Origin of the sequence: Pseudomonas sp. GW456-L13, assembly GCF_017350115.1 — a bacterium.
Taxonomy (GTDB): domain Bacteria; phylum Pseudomonadota; class Gammaproteobacteria; order Pseudomonadales; family Pseudomonadaceae; genus Aquipseudomonas; species Aquipseudomonas jessenii.
In genome coordinates this window covers 1,722,971-1,743,253 of record NZ_JACNAS010000001.1, presented here as the reverse complement: position 1 = coordinate 1,743,253, position 20,283 = coordinate 1,722,971, and the positions used below count along the sequence as shown (strand labels likewise).

Sequence of the window (20,283 nt, the reverse complement as noted above, 5' to 3'; positions counted from 1 at the left end):
CGGTCGGTCGTCTGCAAACGCCCGGCTGAACGGTGGCCGGGCGTACCGGTCACAACCTGTAAGGCCCGTTCAATTGCACGGGCATCAATCGAACGGACACCGGAGGTTGAATCAGGATGACGACTTACAACTGGGACTTGATTGAGCGCTTGCTGCATGAAGTGCAAAACAGCGCGGGCCACAGCTTCACGCCGCGGCCTTACGCCGAACAGCATGCCGCGCAGAAGGCTGCGGAAGGCGAGCCGATTGAAAATCTTGATCACTTGAAAACGGTGGCTGGAGAGTACGAAAAGTTACTGTTGGCGCGTGGCTATATCGCGCCGCGACCTGAAGACGAAGGTGGCACGGGCACCAATTACATTCTGACGGCGCGGGGTTCGCGTTTGTTGAGCCTGATCGACAGCAGTATTCCCGGCAATGATCACCCGCGGCAGGTGCTGGACGAGCAGGCGGATGCGCTGGATGAGATGACGTTCGATGAGGTAGCGTCGAAAGCGCAGATTGCCTGATGTTGTGTGATCCCCTGTGGGAGCGAGCCTGCTCGCGATAGCGATTTCAGCTTCAGTATTGATGTTGACTGACGCACCGCAATCGCGAGCAGGCTCGCTCCTACATGCGACTTGTGTTGCAGTCAGTCCTGTTTCGCCGCTTTCAGGCACTTCAAGTCGTTGAAGTCCTTCCTCACACCTTCAATTTTCTTCAGCAACCGTGCGCGCTGGTTCGGCGTGCTTTCAGCCATCAGATCCACGAACAGTGAACGCGCCTGGGCTTCGGTGTTGGTAAAGGCCTGTCGATAGGCAGGTGTCCACAACTTCTCGCGATTGACCAGAAGTGTCTCGATTCGTTGTGGGAATTGTGGACTCTGGCGTTGGGCAACGGCCGCGCTGAACTGCTTCTGCCAATGGACCCGGTTGGCAAGCCACTGGGTGTTCTGATCGCCCAGGGCGCTGGACCATGTGGCTACCCGCTGTTGCTGGGTGGTGCTCAGTGGCCCGAGCCAGTCATTCAGGCGCTTCTCCATGCGGGCGCTGCGCTCCTTGATCTGCTGGTCGAGGGAGGGTTTGAGGTATTCCTCCTGGCGTTTGCGCCGGTCCTTGGCGAAGGCGTCGTTCATTTCGGCGACTTGCTTGTCATCCAGCCTTTGCAGCAACTCGATGGCCGACGGGGTGATTTCTCGCGCGGTCTCTGCGATCGCCTGTTCGGCTTCGTGGGCGCGGGCCTGCAAGGCGGCATCGGTGACCTGGTTGGTAGCGACCATGGTCTGCAGGCGGTCCAGCCAGTCGAGATAGCCGGGCAGTTGGGTGGTGCAGTGCCAGCTCAGGTGTTCCTTCAGGCGTTCGTCCAGCCAGATTTTCTGCTCGCCGTTCATGTCCAGGTAGTCGCTGAGCGTCCAGGGGATGATCACATCGAGATTGCGGTAGGCCAGGCCCACGCGGCTGCACGCGCCGAGGGCGAGGGTAACGGTCAACATAACGGCGATATGTTTGAACCAGCGGGACATGGGCGATTCCTTGCGAAAGCCAGTCTTCGGGGGCTGATTCTCATGTGAACCCGGGAGGAGCCCGGCAGTTCAGCCGATCAATAGAACGCGTGTTCGGCCTTGAGCGTCACCAGCCCGTCGCACTGGCTGTTGTGCCCGGCATAGGCCGAGCAACCGCTGCCGTTCAGGCTGGAGTCACTGTAGATCAGGTCAAGGTCGATGCCCATGAACGGGCGGGACAATTTCAGCGACCAATCGGTAAAACTGCCTACATACCCGCCATCCACCGCCACTGGCGTATTGAATTGGTGGGTGGTGTATTTCAGGCTGATGCCGACACCGAACGGTTGATTGCCGCTCAAGTCAGCGAACAGGGTGTTGTTCTGTTTGTCCGGGTCATTGCTGAAGGCGATGCCGAAACGGCTGCCGAGCAAGGTCAGGCCGCCGAACAGTTCCTGGCTGTCAGGGGTCGTGACTTCGGGGTAGCTGTAGCGGATCAAGCCCACTTCGTAGCCGAGGGTTTGGTCGAAGGGTTGTTTAAAACCCATGTAGGAGTCGATCTCGAGGTCTTTCCCCGGGCTGATGCCCATGCTGGGCGACCATTGGCCCACGTAGAAACCGCTGTCGTGGCTCAGGTCCAGGCCACCGTGAAACGAGCCGACGGCCGAGGGTTTGACCAGGCCCTGGGCCATGCTGCGGGTGGGGGTGGTGCCAAGCTTGAGGTCGAAGCCCCCCAGCTCACGCTGAAAGATTTGTGCCTGTGCTACGGAGCATGCCAGCAGGCTGCCGAGCAATGCCGAAAGGTAGAAAGATTTGAGCATGCGTCACTCCATGAACTGCGAGGGCAGGCTGGTGAACCCGCTGAAACGCTTGATCCAGACGTGTGCAAGGATACCGGCGAATAATCGGCAATGAAGGCCGTTCGTCGATTTCTACGGGATTTGAGGGAGTGCCGGAGGAGTAACGAGGGTTCCAGTCCAAGCGCTTCGAAGCTCAAAGCGCTTTGGGACCAGGTGACGCGTGGGGGATTACTTTTTGCCCAGGGTGATCTGCTTGGACGGGCCGAACGTCTGGCCGCTGACGCCTTTGGCAATTTGCTGGATTTCACCGCCGGACTTGAGGAACGCAGCGATCTGGCTGTTGATCGATTCGCTGGTTTCGACGGCTGGAGCTGGCTTTGCTTTGCTGGTGGATGCTTTTACGCGCATGGCGGCCATTAACCTGTAGAAAATTAACTTGGCCAGGCATCGTACAGGAGTTGCCTGATAATTGCTTGGCAAATATCCCCTCGGCATATTCGTGAGGTCGGGGTAATTAGTCCCCGGCCAATATTCGAAATATGCACCTAAGCCGCTGTTTTAACTAATAACATTGCCTGGAAAAATACCGCATCACGCTTGCCTGGGCATGGCGTAAATGCCCGGAACGGCCTGACGAGCGGACGGGGTGCGATGAAAACCCGGGAAAATTAAGGGCTTCAGGGAGATTTTCTCGCGCCACCGGGCCGGCTGCCGAACGCGGCGCTTAAAACCGGGTAGAATGCCGCCCACGCAATGAGGGTATTGGACATGGCTTTAGTCGGGCGTTACAACAGTTTGCAAGTGGTTAAACACACTAACTTCGGTTTATATCTGGACGGTGGCGCGGATGGCGAAATCCTTCTGCCTAATCGTTATATTCCAAAAGATATTCCTACCGAAGATGAAGACTGGCTCAACGTTTTTGTTTATCTGGACAGCGATGACAAACTCATCGCAACTACTGAAAAGCCGAAAGTTCAAGTCGGTGAATTCGCCAGTTTGAAAGTTGTTGAAGTCAACAGCATCGGCGTATTCCTGGACTGGGGGTTGCCGAAAGACCTGTTGCTGCCGTTCTCCGAAGAGAAGCGCCAGATGACGGCGGGCGAGTATGTGGTGGTGCACGTCTATCTCGACAAGCACACCCGTCGCATCACCGCGACCGCGCGCCTGGACCGCTATCTGGACAAGACCCCGGCCAACTACACCGCGGGCCAGGAAGTGGATCTGCTGGTGGCCGAAGCCACGGACATGGGCTTCAAGGCCATCATCAACAACAAGCATTGGGGCCTGATCCACAAGAACGAAATCTTCAAGTTCATGCGCGCCGGTAAAGAAGAAAAGGGCTTCATCAAGGAAGTTCGCGCCGACGGCAAGATCAGCCTGAGCCTGCAACCGGTCGGCCAGGAAGCGGCCACCAGCCTGAACTCGAAGATCCTCGCCAAGTTGCGCGAAAACAACGGCAGCCTGGCGGTGAGCGACAAGAGCGATCCGGCGTTGATCAGCAGTCTGTTCGGTGTCAGCAAGGGCAACTTCAAGAAGGCCATCGGTGCGTTGTACAAGAATGGCCAGATTGTCATTCATGCCGATCGCATCGAACTCAGTTGATGCGCTGACAAGACAGAGGGCCAGGATGGCGCAAGCAGAGAAGTAGAGGTCTCTGGCAGGCGGCATTTTCTGGCCTTCTGGTTAATAATCGACAACATGATTCTTCGCCCCGGTGTTTTCTTTTCAACGAGAAGGCCGGGGCTTTGTTTTTTTTCTGCCGAGTCTTTGCCATGGATTGTGTCTTCGAGGTGTTCCGGTGAGCGCCACCCGGCGCAGCGCCGACGGGTTTGCCCTGCAAGTGATGGTCGGGTTGTGCCTGATCTGGGGTGTGCAGCAGGTGATGATCAAGTGGGCAGCGGCCGATATCGCGCCGGTGATGCAGGCGGCCGGACGTTCCGGTATGTCGGCGTTGCTGGTCGGGCTGCTGATCTGCTGGAAGGGCGGCTGGAACCAGGTGGGTACGACCTGGCGCGGCGGTCTGTTGGCCGGTGCCTTGTTCGGCCTGGAGTTCTTCTTCATTTCCGAAGGCCTGCAACTGACCACGGCGGCGCACATGTCGGTGTTCCTTTACACCGCGCCGATTTTCACCGCCTTGGGAGTGCACTGGTTGCTGCCCAGTGAGCGATTGCGGCCCTTGCAATGGCTGGGGATTGTCCTGGCGTTTATCGGGATTGCCATCGCGTTTGCCGGCGGGGTGTCCTGGGACAACCTTGATTACCGCATGTTGATGGGCGATGCCTTGGGTGTGCTGGCGGGTGCCGCCTGGGGCGCGACCACGGTGGTGGTGCGCGCCTCGCGCCTGTCGGAAGCACCGGTGACCCTGACGCTGTTCTATCAGTTGATTGTCGGCTTCTTCGGCTTGTTGTTGATTGCGCTGCTCAGCGGCCAGATCACCCATGTCAGCCTGACCCATGTGGCGGTGGCCAGTGTGCTGTTTCAGGGCGTGGTCGTGTCGTTCTTCAGTTACCTGGTCTGGTTCTGGCTACTGCGCCGTTACCTGGCGGCCAACCTTGCGGTGTTTTCGTTCATGACGCCGTTGTTCGGCGTCACCTTCGGTGTGGTACTGCTCGGCGAGGAACTGAGCCTGAACTTCGTCATCGGTGCCGTGCTGGTATTGGCGGGCATCACTTTTGTCAGCGCCGAGCAGTGGTTGCGCCGTCGTTTGCGCAAAGCCCTCGGGCAGCATTGACCGGCGCGAGCAATAGACCGCCGGCGATCAACAAGCCGCAGCCGGCGACCACCAGTGCCGGCTGTAAACCGCCACTGAAATGACTACTCAGCGCCGCCAGCAATGGCCCGCTGAGCTGGCCCACGGCAAAGCAGGCTGTCAGCAGGCCGGCATTGCGCTGGGTGGCATGGGGCGCCAGTTCCCGGGAGCGTTGCATCACCAGTTGCATGCAGGCCAGGAACGGCGTGCCGCACAGGATCACACCCAACGCCAGGCCTGGACCGTTGCCCAGCAGGCAGGCGAAGACGCCAGCGGCTTGCAGCCATAACGTCGCCATCAGCCAGTGACCCGTGGCGCCAGGTTTTTGCCGACGCAGACTCACCAGCACCACACCGGTTGCCGCCGCCAGGCCAAAGCATGGCCAGAACAGGTCAGCCTGCCATTGACCATGGAATTGCGCGTTGGCCATTTGCGACAAAAAGGTCGCGGGAATGATGTAGCCCAATCCGTACAAGGCATAGATCCAGCCAAGACGCCCGATGCCTTGATTGCCCGAGGCGCTGGCGCTGGGTGCAGCAGTCGCGGTGACACTCGGTTGTGGCAGGAACGGCAGGATCCCCAGCAGCATCGCCAGCCCCGTGGCGGCGTACACCAGCCACAAGGTGGCAGAAGTCTGGCCCAGCAGATTCGAGCCCAAGGCCAACAGACCTGTCAGAAAAATTCCCAAACCGGGTCCGGCGAAGACCAGGGCTCCGAGCCGAGGACGACCGGCCGCTGCCGCGAGGGGTTGGCTCAGGGCGGTAATCATCACCAACACCCAGGCGCTGGCTACGCCGGTGCCGAAGCGAAGCAACAGGTGCGACCAGAAACCATTGGCCCAGAACGACGCCAGGGTCAGCAGCACGCACAGCCACAATCCGCCAAACAAGCGTCGGCGCACTTGTGCCGGACGCCGGGAAAACATGGCATCCACTGCACCGATGAAATAACCGAGGTAGTTGGCGGCGGCGATCAGCCCGGCGGCAGTCAGGTCGATCTGGCCTTCGCTGAGCAGGTGCGGCAGTTGTGGTGTCAGGGCAAAACGGCCGATGCCCATGGCCATCATCAGGGCAACGAAGCTGGCGGATAAGCGGATCAGGGGAGACATGGTCTGGAGTCCGTCTGGAGGATCAATGACCGTCAGGCTAGGACTGATTGACTTTCTTTAAAAATGAATAATAGTGAGTAACTTGTTCTTTTTTGGAGAAAGTCGTGGAGTTCAGCCAATTGCGCATCTTCCAGGCGGTGGCAGAGGAAGGATCCATAACCCGTGCCGCCGAACGGCTACATCGAGTTCCGTCGAACCTGTCGACCCGGCTCAAACAGCTGGAAGAGCAATTGGGTGTCGAACTGTTCCTGCGCGAACGTCAGCGCTTGCAGTTGTCGCCTGCGGGAAAAGTCCTGCTGGACTACACCGCCAGGCTGTTTGCCTTGCGCGATGAAGCCAGCGCGGCGGTGCAGGGCGGGCAACCGGCGGGAGACTTCGTGCTCGGAACCATGTACAGCACGGCGGCGATTCACCTTCCGGGGCTATTGGCGCATTACCACCGTTTGTATCCGGCGGTGAACCTGCAAGTACAATCCGGCCCCAGCGGTGAACTGCTCGAAGGCCTGCTCACCGGTCGACTCGATGCGGCGCTGGTGGATGGCCCGCTGGAACTGGCTGGACTTGACGGGGTGCCCTTGTGCGACGAGCGCCTGGTGCTGATCAGCGAGGCCGACCATCCGCCCGTGCGCAGCGCGCTGGATGTGCAAGGTCGTTCGGTGTTCACCTTTCGCCAGGGCTGCTCCTACCGCATGCGCCTGGAAGCCTGGTTCGCCCATGATCATGCGGCCATGGGCCGGGCGATGGAGATCGAGTCCTATCCGGGAATGTTGGCGTGTGTAATTGCCGGTTCCGGTGTGGCGCTGATGTCGGAGTCGATGCTCGCCAGTCTGCCGGGCCGTGAGAGTGTGGCCGTACATCCTTTGGCCGAACCGTTCGCCAGTGCTACCACCTGGCTGATGTGGCGCAAGGGCATGGTCGGGGCCAACCTGAATGCCTGGATCGAGCAGCAACAGGTGGTTTTTCCACCGGCACATGTACGGGCGCAGGACATTGCCTGAACGCAGGCTGATTTTGATGGATTCAGTAACAGATCATTGTGACTTTGCGCGAGCATTGCGTAGGACTTCGGACTATTATCTGTACGAAGGGGCTACAGTACTTTGGCCGCTCGGCACTACCCTGAAGGGGGCATCATGAAAGAGAAAATCCAAAACTGGCTGCATGACTTGGGCGTTGCTCTCGGTTTGATCGAGCCGCCTCTGCAACCCGTGCCTGTTCGTACTGACGACGAACAACGTCGGCGCCAGCAGCGGCGCCGGTAATGGCAGATAGCATCTGACAGGTGAAAGGTTTTCCCGTGGCGAGGGAGCAAGCTCCCTTGCCGCTTCGTGTACGTTTGATTACCAGACTTAGTACCGCCCGATCTCCAGCAAGAACCGGCTTAAATCATTCACCGTCCTGGCGGTCTTGAGCATCCGGTCTTCTTCCACGGTAAACGCCGTGACACCCAGTTCATCTTCCAGATGGAAGATCAGTTCTTCGATATCTTTTTTATCCAATCCCAACTGCGCCAGGCTGGCGTTGTCGTCGAAGTCATCCCGGCCTTCCAGCAGGCGACTGATGTAGCGATGTACGACAGCACGAAGGGCAGCTTCTTTCATGATCGTTCTTCGACGAGGTGGGTGCAGTTCTCCCTGCCGATGCAGTTCCTGCCGTTGAGTACAGCAGGCTTTAGCCGTGTGAGCGCTGCCATTGGTCGATCATGCTACGCAAATGCTCCCCGGAAAAGCTGCCGAAGTGCCCGCCATGCACCGTGCGGATCGATAGCGTGCGCAAACGTTGCAGGCTGCGGGCGTAGTCATCGAGATTGGAGTGGTAGGCGTCTTCGATTAGCGGGCCGTCGTAGATGATGTCGCCGCTGAACAAGGTCTCTGTGGCGGCTTCGTACAGGCAGATGCCACCGGGCGAGTGTCCCGGTGTGTGCACGACCTGCAACACCCGATTGCCCAGGTCCAGCACATCGCCATCTTCGACAAACCCCGTGGCCGGTGCGGCCTTGACCCGGTATTCGGCGTAGCACAGCGGGCAATCGGGGTGCGCCTCGAACATGTCGTCGCCGACAAAGGCTTTGCTCAGGTCGTTGTTGCCATCGGGTGCCGCGAGAATGTCCGCCTCGGCCGGATGCACCAGCCGTTCAGCGAATTCGTGATGACCGGCGATGTGATCGAAATGGCAGTGGCTGGCAACAGCCACCAGCGGCCGTTCGGTGATCCACGGCAGTTGCTCGCGCAGACTGACCAGGCCCGAGCCGCTGTCCAGCAGCAGGTCTTTATCACGGCCCTGGATGTACCAGAGGTTGCAGCGGTAGAAGGGGCGGATGTACGGCTCGTGGATCAGGCGGATGCCGTCACTGAGCGGTTTCACCTCGAACCACTGGTCACGAGAAACAATCTTCATGAACGTTTTCTCCAGGCGAAAAAAAACGAGTGTGGCAACCGACGCCACACTCGTCGAAGAAAGCATCAAGTCGTTATGTTCAGCTTAGGCAGCGCTGGCCACTGCTGCCGTGCGGCGGGACATCAAGCTCACCACCACGAAACTCACCAGGCCTACACCGAGGCTGTAGTAGATCGGGGTGTTGGCGTCCAGACCGTCCTTGAACATGAACAGCAGCGCGGTGGCGAAGCCCATGCCCATGCTGGCGATAGCGCCGGCGGTGGTAGCGCGTTTCCAGAAGATCGCACCCATCAGCGGGATCAGCATGCCGCCTACCAACAGGTTGTAGGCCAGGGTCAGGGCGCTGATCACGTCGTTCACGATCAGAGCGATGCCCAGTACCACGATGCCGGTCAACAGGGTGAACAGGCGGTTGATCGCCAGGCTCGACTGTTTACCGCCACGCAGTTTCGGCAGCAGGTCTTCGGTCAGGGTGGTGGCGGCGGCCAGCAGGCCGGCGCTGGCGGTGGACATCATGGCGGCCAGTGCGGCAGCGATCACCAGGCCACGGATACCGTCCGGCAGGGACAGTTTCACGATCGCAGCGAAGGCGTTGTTGACGTTGTCGAGATCCGGGATCAGTACGTGTGCAGCCATGCCGATCAAGGCGCAGGCCAGGCCGTAGAGGATGCAGTAGATACCGGCAGCGGTACCGGCAACCTGAGCCACTTTGGCGGTCTTGACGGTGAACACCCGTTGCCAGATGTCCTGACCGATCAGGATGCCGAAGAAGTAGATCATGAAGTAGGTGATGATGGTGTCCCAGCCGATGGTGGTGAAGCTGAAGCTCGCCGCCGGCAGTTTCATTACCAACTCATCCCAACCGCCAACGCGGTACAGGCAGATCGGCAACAGGATGAACATCAGGCCGACAGTCTTGATCACGAACTGAACGATGTCGGTCAGGGTCAGGGACCACATGCCGCCAATGGCCGAGTAGATCACCACGACGCCGCCGCCGAGCAGGACCGAGATCCAGAACGGCAGGCCGAACAGCACTTGTAGCACGGTGCCGATCGCCAGGATCGAGGTCACGCCGATCATCAGCGCGTAGGCCAGCATGATCACCGCGCTCGCGGAGCGGGCCATCGGGTTGTAGCGTTTTTCCAGGACCTGGGTAACGGTGTAGATCTTCAGTTTCAGTAGCGGTTTGGCGAGGAACAGGTTCAGCGCCACGATCCCGCAACCGAGGGCCGCACACAGCCAGAAGCCGGAGATGCCATGCACGTAGCCCAGACGCACGGTGCCCACGGTGGACGCGCCGCCCAGGACGGTGGCAGCCATGGTGCCCATGTACAGGCTTGGGCCGAGGTTACGACCGGCGACCAAAAAGTCTTCGTTGGTCTTGGCCTTGCGCATGCCGTAGTAGCCGAGTATCAGCATCGCGGCGGCGTAGATGAGTACGACGAATAAATCCAAAGCCATTGTGGCGTGTCTCCGATTGTCTTTTTTATGTGAGGCTGAAAATCAATCCCTGTGGGAGCGTTGCTTGCCCGCGAAGGGAGCGCCGCGGTCCGCCAGGCAGACCGCGTTATCGTTCATCGCGGGCAAGCCACGCTCCCACAGGTAATGTGTTGACCGCAGGTAGTGCGTTGAATCAGGCGGCTTGACGCATCGCCGGTTTAGCGAGCGAATCCGTGCTCTTGCTGCGAGGGTCGTTCGGACCGAACACGGCGCTCGATTCCGGGAACAGGCTCAGCAGAACCAGGTACACCACCGATGCCAGGCCCAGGGTCACCGGCAGGCTGATGTCGATACCACCGGCCATTTCACCCAGCGGGCCGACAAACTGACCCGGCAGGTTCACGAAGCACAGGCCAACGGCCGCGCTCGGGATCCAGGCACCGAGGCCACGCCAGTTCCAGCCGTGGGTGAACCAGTAGCGGCCACCTTTCTCGCCGCGGGTGAACACTTGCAGGTCATCCGGGCAGTAGAAGCCGCGACGCACCAGCAGGCCGATGATCATGATCACCATCCACGGGGTGGTGCAGGTGATGATCAGCACGGCGAAGGTCGACACGCTCTGCACCAGGTTGGCCGCGAAGCGCCCGATGAAGATAAAGGCAATCGACATCACACCGATCAGCAACGTGGCCTTGACCCGCGACAGCACCCGAGGGAACACGCTGGACATGTCCAGGCCGGTGCCGTACAGCGAAGTGGTGCCGGTGGACATGCCGCCGATGACCGCGATCAGGCACACCGGCAGGAAGAACCAGCTCGGCGATACCGCCAGCAGGCCGCCGACGTAGTTGTTGGCCGCGATGTAGTCCGGTGCCTTGACCGCTACGATAGTGGCGGTGACGAGGCCGAACAGGAACGGAATCAGCGTGGCGAGTTGCGCGGCAATCACCGACAGCATGATCCGGCCTTTGGGCGTATCACGAGGGATGTAGCGCGACCAGTCACCGAGGAACGCACCGAAGGAGATCGGGTTGCTCATGGCCACCAATGCTGCCCCGATGAACGCAGCCCAGAATCCGGCCTGGCCCATGGCTACGGTGCCGGCGTACTGACTGTCGAATGCAGGGGCGAAAGCGAAAACGCCCAGCAGGAACAGCAGGCTGGCCGCCCACACCGCAATGCGGTTGACCCACAGCATGAAGCGGAAACCATAGATGCACACGGTCAATACCAGCAGCGCGAACAGACCGTAGGCCAGGCCCAGGGTCAGATCGGTTTCCGGTAGATCGATCAGGCGTTTGGCACCGCCCACCAGCGCATCGCCCGAACTCCAGACCGAGAGCGAGAAAAACGCGATAGCGGTCAGCAGCGACAGGAACGAACCGACGATTCGCCCGTGCACGCCGAAGTGCGCACCGGAAGAGACGGCGTTGTTGGTGCCGTTGATGGGGCCGAACAGGCCCATCGGCGCCAGGATCAGCGCACCGAGTACCACGCCCAGCACAATCGCCCAGACGCCAGCCTGAAAGGACAGGCCGAACAGCACCGGGAAACTGCCGAGCACGGCGGTGGCAAAGGTGTTGGCGCCGCCGAAGATCAGGCGAAACAGATCGCTGGGCTTGGCGTCACGCTCATTGTCCGGGATCTGTTCGACCCCGTTTGTTTCGATGCTGCTAAGGCTTTTTTCGTTGTTTTTGTTATTCATGATCAGCTCCGATCATAAAGGCGCGCTCATCGTGCGTGAGCGTCACCTGTGTTGGCTAAGGGGGTGGCAGCCCTTCCGGCATCGCGGATAAATGTTCGTGGCAGGCCAGCCATAGGCCTTGTTGTTCTTGGCCAGACGCTTGCTTCTTGAAAACAATCGTCTCGCGCTCCTGGCTGAAGTGTTGCTCCCCTTGCATGCGCAACTCGGTGGCCACGTCATGGATGAAAATCGCCACGTCACCCTGCAGGCTGACGAAAGCGTTGCTTGAAGTGCACGAGAGCACCTCGAAGCCATCCTCAGAGCGCCAGCCGTCCCACATCGCCTGATAGGCGTCGCGCGACAGCAGGGGCTGTTCGAGGGTGTAGAAGACGAAGCTGGCATCGGCGCTGAACGCGCCGAAGTAGGCTTCGCGATCGTTACGGGCAAAAGCGGACACCAGATCGGCGGCGGCTTTGAGAACCTGATCACGTTCGCTCATGACCGATCCTCAGCGGTGGACTACGCCAGGCAGTACGCAGAGCATTTCGTACAGCAGGTTGGCGGCCAGCAGCGAGGTGTTGCCGGTGGTGTCGTAAGCGGGCGAGACTTCTACCAGATCGCAACCGACCAGGTCGAGGCCTTGGCAGCCACGAACGATCTCGATTGCCTGAATGGTCGTCAGACCGCCGATTTCCGGGGTGCCGGTACCAGGTGCCCAGGCCGGGTCGATGCCGTCGATGTCGAAGCTCAGGTAAACAGGACCGCCGCCGACTTTTTCGCGGACTTCAGCCATCAAGGGCTCCAGCGATTTGTGCCAGCACTCTTCAGCCTGAACCACACGGAAGCCCTGGTTGCGGCTCCAGTTGAAGTCGTCAGCGGTGTAGCCCTGGGCGCGCAGGCCGATCTGCACGACACGGTCCGGGTCCAGCAGGCCTTCTTCAACGGCGCGACGGAAGGTGGTGCCGTGGGCGATTTTCTCGCCGAACATGTGATCGTTCACATCGGCGTGGGCATCGATGTGCACCAGGCCGACCTTGCCGTGCTTTTTATGGATGGCACGCAGGATCGGCAGGGTGATGGTGTGGTCGCCGCCCAGGGTCAGCGGGATCACGTCGTGTTCGAGGATGTTGTCGTAGGACTCTTCAATGATCCGTACGGCATCCAGCAGGTTGAAGGTGTTGATCGCGATGTCGCCAATGTCGGCAACCGACAGCGAGTCGAACGGCGCGGCACCGGTGGCCATGTTGTACGGGCGAATCATTACCGATTCAGCGCGGATTTCGCGAGGCCCGAAGCGGGTGCCGGGGCGTAGGGAGGTACCGATGTCCAGGGGCACGCCTACGAAGGCAGCGTCCAGGCCGGCAGCGGTATTCAAATGGGGGAGTCGCATCATGGTGGCGATGCCGCCGAAGCGCGGCATTTCGTTGCCGCCCAGTGGTTGGTGAAGAATCTTGTCCACGGGTAGGGCCTCATCGTCGTTGTTTTATTTATGTCGGTTGCGCCGTTCACGGAAGGAAGGGCACCGTTGTGGGCCGATTCTGCGAAATGTAGTGGCCGGGAAGAATCGCTACGGGCAAATACTTAGTTCAGATTTTTCTAAACTAATGGAAGTGGCGGCGTTAGACTTCACCCCATACGCAAAACCCAATGCCGGGAACAAACCTGGTGGGAGCGAGCTTGCTCGCGATAGCGGTGGGTCAGTCAACATTGATGTTGGCTGTTACGCCCTCATCGCGAGCAAGCTCGCTCCCACCAGGATTTGCATTGAATCGAGCATTGCGCGTCACCCCGAGATCGGAGCATTTCCATGGCCAACGCTTTACCCGACCTGAAACTATTGCGCATCTTCGTCAGCGTGGTGCGCCATCAGGGGTTCGCCAACGCCCAGCAGGAGCTCAATCTCTCGACGTCGGCCATCAGCACCTACATGAGCCAGCTCGAAGCAGCCCTTGGCCTGGTGCTGTGCCATCGCGGCCGTGGCGGTTTCAGCCTGACTAGCAAGGGTGAGCTGTTCCATCAGGAAACCCTGCGTCTGTTGGGCGAACTCGAAGGCTTCGAGCAGTACGCCGCCGCCCTCAAGGGCGAGTTGCGCGGTACCTTGAACCTGGGGGTGATCGACTCCACCGTCAGCGACAAGGCCCTGCCGTTCGCCGAAGCCATCGGCGCCTACAGCCAGGAACACCCGGCCGTGCACTTGCACCTGTCGGTGATGAGCCCTTACGAATTGCAACTCGGCGTGCAGGACAACCGTCTCGACCTGGCCATCGGTGCGTTTTCCACGCGCATGAGCGGCCTGGTGTACATGCCGCTGTACCGTGAACAACACTGGTTGTATTGCAGCACGCGGCATCCGCTGTTCAACGAGCGGCGCATTCCCGAGCAAGTCATCACCCAGCAGCGCATGGTCGGTCGTGGCTACTGGAGCCAGGCCGAACTGGCGCGCCACGGTTTCAAGCACAGTGCCGCGACGGTAGAAAGTATGGAGGCCCAGTTGATCCTGGTGCTGTCCGGCGCCTACATCGGTTACCTGCCGGAGCATTACGCCCAGGCCTGGGCCGACAAGGGTGACTTGCGGGTGCTGCTGCCGGCGACCTTCGGTTATCAAGCGCCGTTCTCGATGATCGTGCGTCGGGGCCGTAGCCGCGAGCCGCTGATCCAGACATTCCGCGACTTGCTTAAAGCTCAACTGAATCAGGCGTAGAGACGATGTCCAGAATTCAATGTCAGCGTTGTCTGCGCCCGCAAACTCATTGCCTGTGCCCGCTGATTCCCAGCCTCGACAGCCGCACCCGGGTACTGTTGTTGCAGCATCCGAGCGAAGTGAATCATGCGTTGAACACCGCGCGCCTGGCGGCGCTTGGGTTGAAGAATGCCGAGTTGATCGTCGGCGAGGTGTTTGAGGATTTGCCGGTGCTGTTGAATCAGTCGGGGTATCGGGCGCGGTTGCTGTTCCCCGGCGAAGATGCCCAACCGATGCAGGCTTGTGCCGCGACAGACGAACCCTTGCTGCTGGTGGTCCCGGACGGTACCTGGCGCAAGGCACGCAAGATGCTGCACCTCAATCCGCTGCTGGCGGCGTTGCCGAGGGTGACGCTGGCCGAGGGCGGTGTGTCCCGCTATCGGTTGCGCAAGGCACCGGGACCGGGGGCGTTGTCGACGGTGGAGGCGATTGTGCAGGCGCTGGAAACTCTTGAGGCGCCGACTTCCTTTGCGCCATTGCTCAAACCGTTCGAAGCGTTGATCGAGGGGCAGATTGCGGCGATGGGGGAGGAGGTTTACCAGCGTAATCATTCTGAAAAATGATTGGTGGTCTTGCCGGCCTCATCGCGAGCAAGCTCGCTCCCACAGGTTCAGTGGCGTTCGCAGATTTGTGTACGACACGGACACTGTGGGAGCGAGCTTGCTCGCGATGACGGCAGATCAGTCACTGCAGATTCGGGATACTGCCTACCGCTCCCGCATCGCCTCGGTCCGCGCCTTCAACACCGGCTTGAGCAGATAATCCAGCACCGTTTTCTCCCCGGTAATAATGTCCACCGTCGCCACCATCCCCGGGATGATCAGCAGTGGTTTCACATCCCCGCCCAAATGGTTTTTGTCGGTACGCACCTGAATCAGATAGAAGCTGTTGCCCTTATCGTCGGTGATGGTGTCAGCGCCGATCAACTCCAACTTGGCGCTCAGGCCGCCGTAAATGGTGTAGTCGTAGGCACTGAACTTGACCATGGCTTTCTGGCCCGGATGCAGGAACGCAACGTCCTGTGGCCGTACCTTGGCTTCGATCAGCAGATTGTCTTCCAGCGGCACGATTTCCACCATGTCACTGCCGGGCTGGACCACGCCGCCGATGGTGTTGACCTTCAACACCTTGATGATGCCGTGCACTGGCGAGACCACGGTGGTGCGGGTCACGCGGTCGTCGATGGCGATGCTCGAGGCCGTGATTTTCGACAGGTCAGTGCGTTTCTCGTTCAGCTCTTTGGCGGCTTCCGAGCGGAAGGTTTGCTCCGACTCGTCGATCTTGCTTTTGATTTCGTTGATCGCCGATTCCGCCCGGGGAATCGCCAGTGTGGTGGCGTTCAATGAGCCGCGAATCTCCACTGCGCTGCGTTTGAGCCGCAGGATTTCCACCGGTGACACCGCCCCCGTGCCCACCAGCGGCGCGGACATGTTCATCTCTTGTTGCAACAACGCCAGGCTTGAACTGAATTGACCCTGTTTCGAGCGGAACTCCGCTAACTCCTGGGTTTTTTGCCGTAGTTGTTCGCTCAGGGTGCGCTGCTCGCTGGCCAGTCGCCGTTGCCGCTGTTCGTACAACGAACGCTCGTCTTCAGCCACTTGCGGGGCTTTGGCGATCACTTCTTCCGACAGCTTGAACGGCCGGCCTTCGGCTTCGGCCGAAAGCCGTTCGACCTGCGCGGTCAAGGCAAAGCGATCGGCTTCGCTTTCGCCCTTGTTCGACAGGTAGCGGGTGTCATCCAGGCGCAGCAAGGTGTCGCCCTTGTTCACCATCTGTCCTTCACGGACGAAAATTTCAGTGACGATGCCGCCCTCCAGGTTCTGGATCACCTGGACCTTGCTTGACGGAATCGCCTTGCCTTCGCCCATGGTCACTTCCTGCAACACGGCGAATTTGGCCCAGACCAGTGCACTGACCAACAGCGCGGCCGCCAGCCACACGGTGATCCGCGACCAGCGCGGTGAGTCCTGCAAGGAGGCGCCGGCGGTTTCCGGCATGTACTCGGTTTCGGCACTTTTGTTGAAACTGTCGAAGTAGCCACGGGAACCTTGATCGGCAGACATGGGCGACTCCTAGACGGCCGCAGAGCCGACACGGCCCTTGCGCAGTGCATCGATGACCGCGTCTTTCGGACCGTCGGCGACGATCCGTCCGTTGTCCAGTACCACCAGCCGGTCCACCAGGCTCAGCATCGAGGTGCGGTGGGTCACCAGCAGGATGGTTTTGCCCTGGACCCATCCGTGAAGTTTTTGCCGCAGGACGTCTTCGCTGCTGTTGTCCATGGCGCTGGTGGGTTCGTCGAGCAGCATGATGGGCGGGTCGAGCAACATCGCCCGGGCCATCAATACGGCCTGGCGCTGGCCGCCGGACAACAGTTGCCCGCGTTCACCCACGGGCCGGTCGAAGCCTTGCGGGTGTTGCCGGGCCAGTTCGGTAACGCCGGTCATCTCTGCCACTTCGAGCATGCGTGAGTCGCTGATATAGCGCGCGCCGAGGGTCAGGTTGTCGCGCAGGCTGCCGGCCAAAAGCGGCAGGTCGTGGGCGACGTAACCGATTTGATGGCGCAGGTCGGCGACGTCCAGTTGCCGCAGGTCCAGACCATCGAGCAGCAACTGGCCTTCATCCGGTTCGTAGAAGCCCATCACCAGTCGCGCCAGGGTACTTTTGCCTGAGCCGCTGCGGCCGATGATGCCGATGCGCTCGCCAGGTTTCACACTGAAGCTGGCATTGGCCAGGGCAGGCGCACTTTGGCCGTTGTAGTGGAAGGTTACGCCGACAACATCCAGTGCGCCTTGCAGTTGGGTGCGCTCCAGTGGCCGTTGTCTGGCGTCGCGCTCCTGGGGCAGCCCCATCAGCGCATCGGTGCTTTTCATGGTCAGTTGCGCTTGCTGGTAGCGGGTGATCAGGCCGGCGATCTGACCCAGTGGTGCAAGTACCCGGCTACCGAGCATGTAACTGGCCACCAGGGCTCCGACGCTGAGGTTGCCGGCGATGATGCTGTAGACCCCGGCGACGATGATTGCCATGCCGGACAGTTGCTGGATGAACAACGTGCCGTTAGTGGCCAGGGCCGAGAGGTTGCGCGCGTGGCTGTCGAGGCGGGTGAGGGCGCCGTGGGTGCTTTCCCATTTGTGCTGGCGTTCGCTTTCGGCGCTGCAGGCCTTGAGGGTTTCCAGGCCGCTGAGGGTTTCGATCAGCAGTGCCTGGCGTTCGGCGCCCAGGCTGAGGCTTTTTTGCACGGTATCGCGCAGGCGCACCTGGATCACCATGGCGAAGATGATGGTGATGGGAAACGCCAGCATCGGGATCACCACCAGCCAGCCACCGAGCAGGCCGATCACCAGCAGCATCAGCAGGCAGAAGGGCAGGTCGATCAGGCTGGTGAGGGTCACGGCGGTGAGAAATTCCCGCAGGCCCTGAAAGTCGTGAATGCTTTGGGCGAAGCCACCGATGGTCGCCGGCCGTGCTTTCATCGCCATGCCGGTGATGCGCTCGAACAGGGTGGCCGACAGGATCACATCGGTTTTCTTGCCGGCGGTATCCAGCAAGTGCGCGCGCACAACTCGCAGCACCAGTTCGAAAGCCGTGCCGATCAGCAAACCGATCGCCAGCACCCACAAGGTCGAAGTGGCCTGGTTCGGCACCACGCGATCGTAGGTCTGCATCACGAACAGCGGCACCATCAGTCCCAGCAGGTTGATCAGGAAGCTCGCCAGGATCGCATCGCTGTACAGCCATTTCGACAGCTTCAGCGTATCGCGAAACCAGGCCTGGACCCGGGGCACCAGCGGCGATCGCAAGTCTTCGAGTTCGTGACGTGGCCGGGCGAACAATGCCTGGCCACTGTAGTGTTCGGCCAGCTCCTCTGGGCTGAGCCATTGTTCGCCGCCGTCGGCTTCGCTGGGCAGGATCAGCACCTTGCCGTCCTCGCCATAACGACGCAGCACAGCCGTGCGGCCGTTGTTGAGCAGCAGGAGCACGGGCAGGTTGAGCGAGGAGATGTCTTTGAGGTCTCGGCGCAGCAAGCGCGCCTGCAAACCGGCCCGGGCCGCTGCACGGGGCAGCAGGTCCAGGCTCAGGCGTTGGTGTGCCATGGGGAGCCCGGCACTGAGGCTGGCGCGACTGACCGTCGCGCCGTGGAGTTTGCAGAGGATCAACAGACCGTCCAGAAGCGGGTCATCGAAGCTCAGGCGCGGATCGACACCGGTGTTGCCGGGTTCCATGCTGGTCATTGAACCCTCCCGTGCACTACTTCATGTCAGGTAGACGAGCTTCGTTTTTCACTTCGGTCTGGGCGATCGCGTCGGCGGGCAGTACGACCCGTTGCTTGCTCAGCAACTGGCCCATGTTCGCCAGGACACGGTACATCGAGAACTCTTCGGTGTAGCGCACTTCGGTGTAGCGACGGTTGGCGTTGTAGAGCTCGTTTTCGCTGTCGAGCAGGTCCAGCAGGGTCCGTTGGCCGAGGCCGAACTGATCCTGGTAGGCGACGCGCACGCGCTTACTGGTGTCGGCGTATTCACGGGCGGTCGGGGTTTGTTTCTTGGCGTTGACCATGGCGTTCCAGGCCAGGTGAATGTTCTCGTTGAGCTGGCGCAGGGCATTGTTGCGGATGTCCATGGCCTGGTTGATCTTGTGCGAGTCGGAGGCCAGGCGCGCCTTGTCGCTGCCGCCGCGGAACAGGTTGTAGTTCATCACCACGCCGACCCGCCATTCGTTGTCGTGACCTTCCTCACCCTGCAGGTTGTTGTTCGCGCCCACCGCCGCTTCGGCGTCGAAGCGAGGGTAGAACGGCGACTTGGCGACTTCGTACTGGCTTTCGGCCGATTGCACGTCGGCCTGGGCGGATTTCAGGTAAGGGTTGTTTTCCACCATGCTCTGCTGGGCTTCGGGCAGGGTAGTGGGGACTTCGCCGCGAATCGACGGCGGGGTTTCGAGTTCATCGGGCATGCGTCCCACAACGGCATAGAAGTTCGACTCGGCATCGGCCAAATCGACTTCGGCGGTGTCGAGGTTGTTTTCCGCCAGTGCCCGGCGAGCGCTGGACTGGTCGGCATCGGCGTTGCTGCCCACGCCGCGCTGGGTGCGCAGGCCGATCTGGTCGTTGACCCGCAAGTGCGCTTGCAGGTTGTTCTTGGCCAGGGTCACCAGTTCGCGGCGCTTGAGGACTTCGAGGTAAACCTCGGTGGTGCGCAGGGCCAGATCCTGAGCCGTACCCTGAGCGTAATAGGCTCGCGAGTTGACCACGCCTTTGGTGCGTTCGACTTCATTGGAAGTGTTGAACCCGTCGAAGAGCATTTGCCGCAGGCGCAATTCCGACTGGGTGTAATTGAGAATTTCGGTGTGGTGATTGCCGAACGCCCGGGTATTGGTGTTATCGCTGTACCCGCGCCCGTAGGCGGCGTTCAAATCAACCGATGGATAAAAGCCCCCTTTGGCGACCTTCACGTCCTCATCCGCCGACAGTCGGCTGTCCACCCGGGATGCCAGTTCCGGGTGGGTCGCAATGGTGCTCTGGATCGCTTCGGTCAGCGTTATGGCCTGCGCTTGGGACGAGCAGGCCATGGCCAAAAGAACCGCGCTGCAGACGGGGGTTAATAGGCGCATGTACATCTCCCTGATTCCTGATGGTGCTTGTCTGTCGCCAATTATTTGACGAAATTTACCGGTAAAGTTGTTTCACATCTTTAACAAAAGAGCTAAGAACATTCTGGAGCGTAGCCAAGAAATTTTTTTCATAACGGATATGCCAAAAAAAACTTATGCGCTCTGCAAAATCCAGCACATTGTTCAATTAGAAAGCCCTTGTTTTATGGGCTCTAGGGCGCTCATCAGGGTTTTAGGAAAGTTCCAATCCACTTATCGAAATAGAGCGGAGA

Annotated in this window: 20 protein-coding genes; 7 read left to right on the top strand and 13 right to left on the bottom strand. The window is 60.1% G+C overall.

Annotated features, from left to right (window positions below):
* Positions 1-116 precede the first annotated feature (116 nt).
* The gene (locus J4D25_RS07900; RefSeq protein ID WP_057715967.1) at positions 117-509 is read left to right on the top strand and encodes a hypothetical protein; all 393 of its coding nucleotides are present in this window, start codon (positions 117-119) and stop codon (positions 507-509) included.
* Between the two features lie 122 nt (positions 510-631).
* Here the strand turns inward: J4D25_RS07900 and J4D25_RS07895 are convergent, their stop codons facing one another.
* The 3 genes from J4D25_RS07895 to J4D25_RS07885 all read right to left on the bottom strand — a co-directional run bounded on the left by J4D25_RS07895 (position 632) and on the right by J4D25_RS07885 (position 2,697).
* Positions 632-1,501, bottom strand: coding sequence for a DUF6279 family lipoprotein (locus J4D25_RS07895; protein ID WP_057715966.1), 870 nt, complete (start codon positions 1,499-1,501; stop codon positions 632-634).
* Positions 1,502-1,578: 77 nt separating this feature from the next.
* Positions 1,579-2,301, bottom strand: coding sequence for a TorF family putative porin (locus tag J4D25_RS07890; RefSeq protein ID WP_057715965.1), 723 nt, complete (start codon positions 2,299-2,301; stop codon positions 1,579-1,581).
* Between the two features lie 207 nt (positions 2,302-2,508).
* A complete protein-coding gene (locus tag J4D25_RS07885; protein ID WP_015096330.1) occupies positions 2,509-2,697 on the bottom strand; it encodes a hypothetical protein in 189 nt (62 codons plus the stop codon).
* 351 nt (positions 2,698-3,048) lie between these two features.
* Here J4D25_RS07885 and J4D25_RS07880 point away from each other — a divergent pair, with 351 nt between their 5' ends.
* Both J4D25_RS07880 and J4D25_RS07875 read left to right on the top strand, forming a co-directional pair.
* Positions 3,049-3,885 carry a S1 RNA-binding domain-containing protein gene (locus J4D25_RS07880; RefSeq protein ID WP_008018234.1) on the top strand — a complete coding sequence of 279 codons (837 nt, stop codon included), beginning with the start codon at positions 3,049-3,051 and terminating at the stop codon, positions 3,883-3,885.
* A 196-nt stretch (positions 3,886-4,081) separates the two neighbouring features.
* On the top strand, positions 4,082-5,014 hold the full coding sequence (locus tag J4D25_RS07875) for a DMT family transporter (RefSeq protein WP_057715964.1): 933 nt from the start codon (positions 4,082-4,084) through the stop codon (positions 5,012-5,014).
* Here the strand turns inward: J4D25_RS07875 and J4D25_RS07870 are convergent.
* Positions 4,959-6,140 (bottom strand): MFS transporter, encoded by a 1,182-nt coding sequence (locus tag J4D25_RS07870; protein WP_057715963.1) that lies wholly within the window; start codon positions 6,138-6,140, stop codon positions 4,959-4,961. The genes J4D25_RS07875 and J4D25_RS07870 overlap by 56 nt on opposite strands.
* Before the next feature lie 104 nt (positions 6,141-6,244).
* Between J4D25_RS07870 and J4D25_RS07865 the strand changes: the two genes are divergently transcribed.
* Together J4D25_RS07865 and J4D25_RS26955 are read left to right on the top strand one after the other, a co-directional pair.
* On the top strand, positions 6,245-7,138 hold the full coding sequence (locus tag J4D25_RS07865) for a LysR family transcriptional regulator (RefSeq protein ID WP_057715962.1): 894 nt from the start codon (positions 6,245-6,247) through the stop codon (positions 7,136-7,138).
* Positions 7,139-7,273: 135 nt separating this feature from the next.
* Positions 7,274-7,402 carry a PA1414 family protein gene (locus J4D25_RS26955; RefSeq protein WP_007972508.1) on the top strand — a complete coding sequence of 43 codons (129 nt, stop codon included), beginning with the start codon at positions 7,274-7,276 and terminating at the stop codon, positions 7,400-7,402.
* An 87-nt stretch (positions 7,403-7,489) separates the two neighbouring features.
* Here J4D25_RS26955 and J4D25_RS07860 read toward each other — a convergent pair whose 3' ends face one another.
* The 6 genes from J4D25_RS07860 to speB all read right to left on the bottom strand — a co-directional run bounded on the left by J4D25_RS07860 (position 7,490) and on the right by speB (position 13,123).
* The gene (locus tag J4D25_RS07860; protein ID WP_057715961.1) at positions 7,490-7,741 is read right to left on the bottom strand and encodes a phosphopantetheine-binding protein; all 252 of its coding nucleotides are present in this window, start codon (positions 7,739-7,741) and stop codon (positions 7,490-7,492) included.
* A gap of 70 nt (positions 7,742-7,811) precedes the next feature.
* On the bottom strand, positions 7,812-8,537 hold the full coding sequence (locus J4D25_RS07855) for an MBL fold metallo-hydrolase (protein ID WP_057715960.1): 726 nt from the start codon (positions 8,535-8,537) through the stop codon (positions 7,812-7,814).
* Between the two features lie 84 nt (positions 8,538-8,621).
* Positions 8,622-10,001, bottom strand: a complete 1,380-nt coding sequence (locus J4D25_RS07850; RefSeq protein WP_057715959.1) for a sodium:solute symporter — start codon at positions 9,999-10,001, stop codon at positions 8,622-8,624.
* 172 nt (positions 10,002-10,173) lie between these two features.
* Positions 10,174-11,685 (bottom strand): cytosine permease, encoded by a 1,512-nt coding sequence (locus J4D25_RS07845; RefSeq protein ID WP_057715958.1) that lies wholly within the window; start codon positions 11,683-11,685, stop codon positions 10,174-10,176.
* Between the two features lie 55 nt (positions 11,686-11,740).
* Positions 11,741-12,163, bottom strand: coding sequence for a nuclear transport factor 2 family protein (locus J4D25_RS07840; protein ID WP_057715957.1), 423 nt, complete (start codon positions 12,161-12,163; stop codon positions 11,741-11,743).
* Positions 12,164-12,172: 9 nt separating this feature from the next.
* On the bottom strand, positions 12,173-13,123 hold the full coding sequence (gene speB, locus J4D25_RS07835) for an agmatinase (protein WP_007984912.1): 951 nt from the start codon (positions 13,121-13,123) through the stop codon (positions 12,173-12,175).
* 348 nt (positions 13,124-13,471) lie between these two features.
* Here speB and J4D25_RS07830 point away from each other — a divergent pair, with 348 nt between their 5' ends.
* The gene (locus J4D25_RS07830; RefSeq protein WP_007972518.1) at positions 13,472-14,365 is read left to right on the top strand and encodes a LysR family transcriptional regulator; all 894 of its coding nucleotides are present in this window, start codon (positions 13,472-13,474) and stop codon (positions 14,363-14,365) included.
* Between the two features lie 5 nt (positions 14,366-14,370).
* The gene (locus tag J4D25_RS07825) at positions 14,371-14,967 is read left to right on the top strand and encodes a tRNA-uridine aminocarboxypropyltransferase (protein WP_057715956.1); all 597 of its coding nucleotides are present in this window, start codon (positions 14,371-14,373) and stop codon (positions 14,965-14,967) included.
* A gap of 144 nt (positions 14,968-15,111) precedes the next feature.
* Here the strand turns inward: J4D25_RS07825 and J4D25_RS07820 are convergent, their stop codons facing one another.
* From J4D25_RS07820 to J4D25_RS07810, 3 genes are read right to left on the bottom strand one after another with little or no spacing between them, the layout of a single operon-like run.
* Entirely contained in the window at positions 15,112-16,467 is a 1,356-nt protein-coding gene (locus J4D25_RS07820) for an HlyD family type I secretion periplasmic adaptor subunit (protein WP_057715955.1), read from the bottom strand.
* 9 nt (positions 16,468-16,476) lie between these two features.
* Entirely contained in the window at positions 16,477-18,636 is a 2,160-nt protein-coding gene (locus J4D25_RS07815; protein WP_057715954.1) for a type I secretion system permease/ATPase, read from the bottom strand.
* Positions 18,637-18,652: 16 nt separating this feature from the next.
* Positions 18,653-20,011: a TolC family outer membrane protein gene (locus tag J4D25_RS07810; protein WP_057716654.1), complete on the bottom strand. Its 1,359-nt coding sequence runs from the start codon at positions 20,009-20,011 to the stop codon at positions 18,653-18,655.
* Positions 20,012-20,283: the final 272 nt, after the last annotated feature.

Excerpts from the sequence above, each read along its gene's own strand:
- J4D25_RS07900 (WP_057715967.1), top strand. The coding sequence starts at position 117 with ATGACGACTTACAACTGGGACTTGATTGAGCGCTTGCTGCATGAAGTG.
- J4D25_RS07895 (WP_057715966.1), bottom strand. The coding sequence starts at position 1,501 with ATGTCCCGCTGGTTCAAACATATCGCCGTTATGTTGACCGTTACCCTC.
- J4D25_RS07890 (WP_057715965.1), bottom strand. The coding sequence starts at position 2,301 with ATGCTCAAATCTTTCTACCTTTCGGCATTGCTCGGCAGCCTGCTGGCA.
- J4D25_RS07885 (WP_015096330.1), bottom strand. The coding sequence starts at position 2,697 with ATGGCCGCCATGCGCGTAAAAGCATCCACCAGCAAAGCAAAGCCAGCT.
- J4D25_RS07880 (WP_008018234.1), top strand. The coding sequence starts at position 3,049 with ATGGCTTTAGTCGGGCGTTACAACAGTTTGCAAGTGGTTAAACACACT.
- J4D25_RS07870 (WP_057715963.1), bottom strand. The coding sequence starts at position 6,140 with ATGTCTCCCCTGATCCGCTTATCCGCCAGCTTCGTTGCCCTGATGATG.
- J4D25_RS26955 (WP_007972508.1), top strand. The coding sequence starts at position 7,274 with ATGAAAGAGAAAATCCAAAACTGGCTGCATGACTTGGGCGTTGCTCTC.
- J4D25_RS07860 (WP_057715961.1), bottom strand. The coding sequence starts at position 7,741 with ATGAAAGAAGCTGCCCTTCGTGCTGTCGTACATCGCTACATCAGTCGC.
- J4D25_RS07855 (WP_057715960.1), bottom strand. The coding sequence starts at position 8,537 with ATGAAGATTGTTTCTCGTGACCAGTGGTTCGAGGTGAAACCGCTCAGT.
- J4D25_RS07850 (WP_057715959.1), bottom strand. The coding sequence starts at position 10,001 with ATGGCTTTGGATTTATTCGTCGTACTCATCTACGCCGCCGCGATGCTG.
- J4D25_RS07845 (WP_057715958.1), bottom strand. The coding sequence starts at position 11,685 with ATGAATAACAAAAACAACGAAAAAAGCCTTAGCAGCATCGAAACAAAC.
- J4D25_RS07840 (WP_057715957.1), bottom strand. The coding sequence starts at position 12,163 with ATGAGCGAACGTGATCAGGTTCTCAAAGCCGCCGCCGATCTGGTGTCC.
- J4D25_RS07830 (WP_007972518.1), top strand. The coding sequence starts at position 13,472 with ATGGCCAACGCTTTACCCGACCTGAAACTATTGCGCATCTTCGTCAGC.
- J4D25_RS07825 (WP_057715956.1), top strand. The coding sequence starts at position 14,371 with ATGTCCAGAATTCAATGTCAGCGTTGTCTGCGCCCGCAAACTCATTGC.
- J4D25_RS07820 (WP_057715955.1), bottom strand. The coding sequence starts at position 16,467 with ATGTCTGCCGATCAAGGTTCCCGTGGCTACTTCGACAGTTTCAACAAA.
- J4D25_RS07815 (WP_057715954.1), bottom strand. The coding sequence starts at position 18,636 with ATGACCAGCATGGAACCCGGCAACACCGGTGTCGATCCGCGCCTGAGC.
- J4D25_RS07810 (WP_057716654.1), bottom strand. The coding sequence starts at position 20,011 with ATGCGCCTATTAACCCCCGTCTGCAGCGCGGTTCTTTTGGCCATGGCC.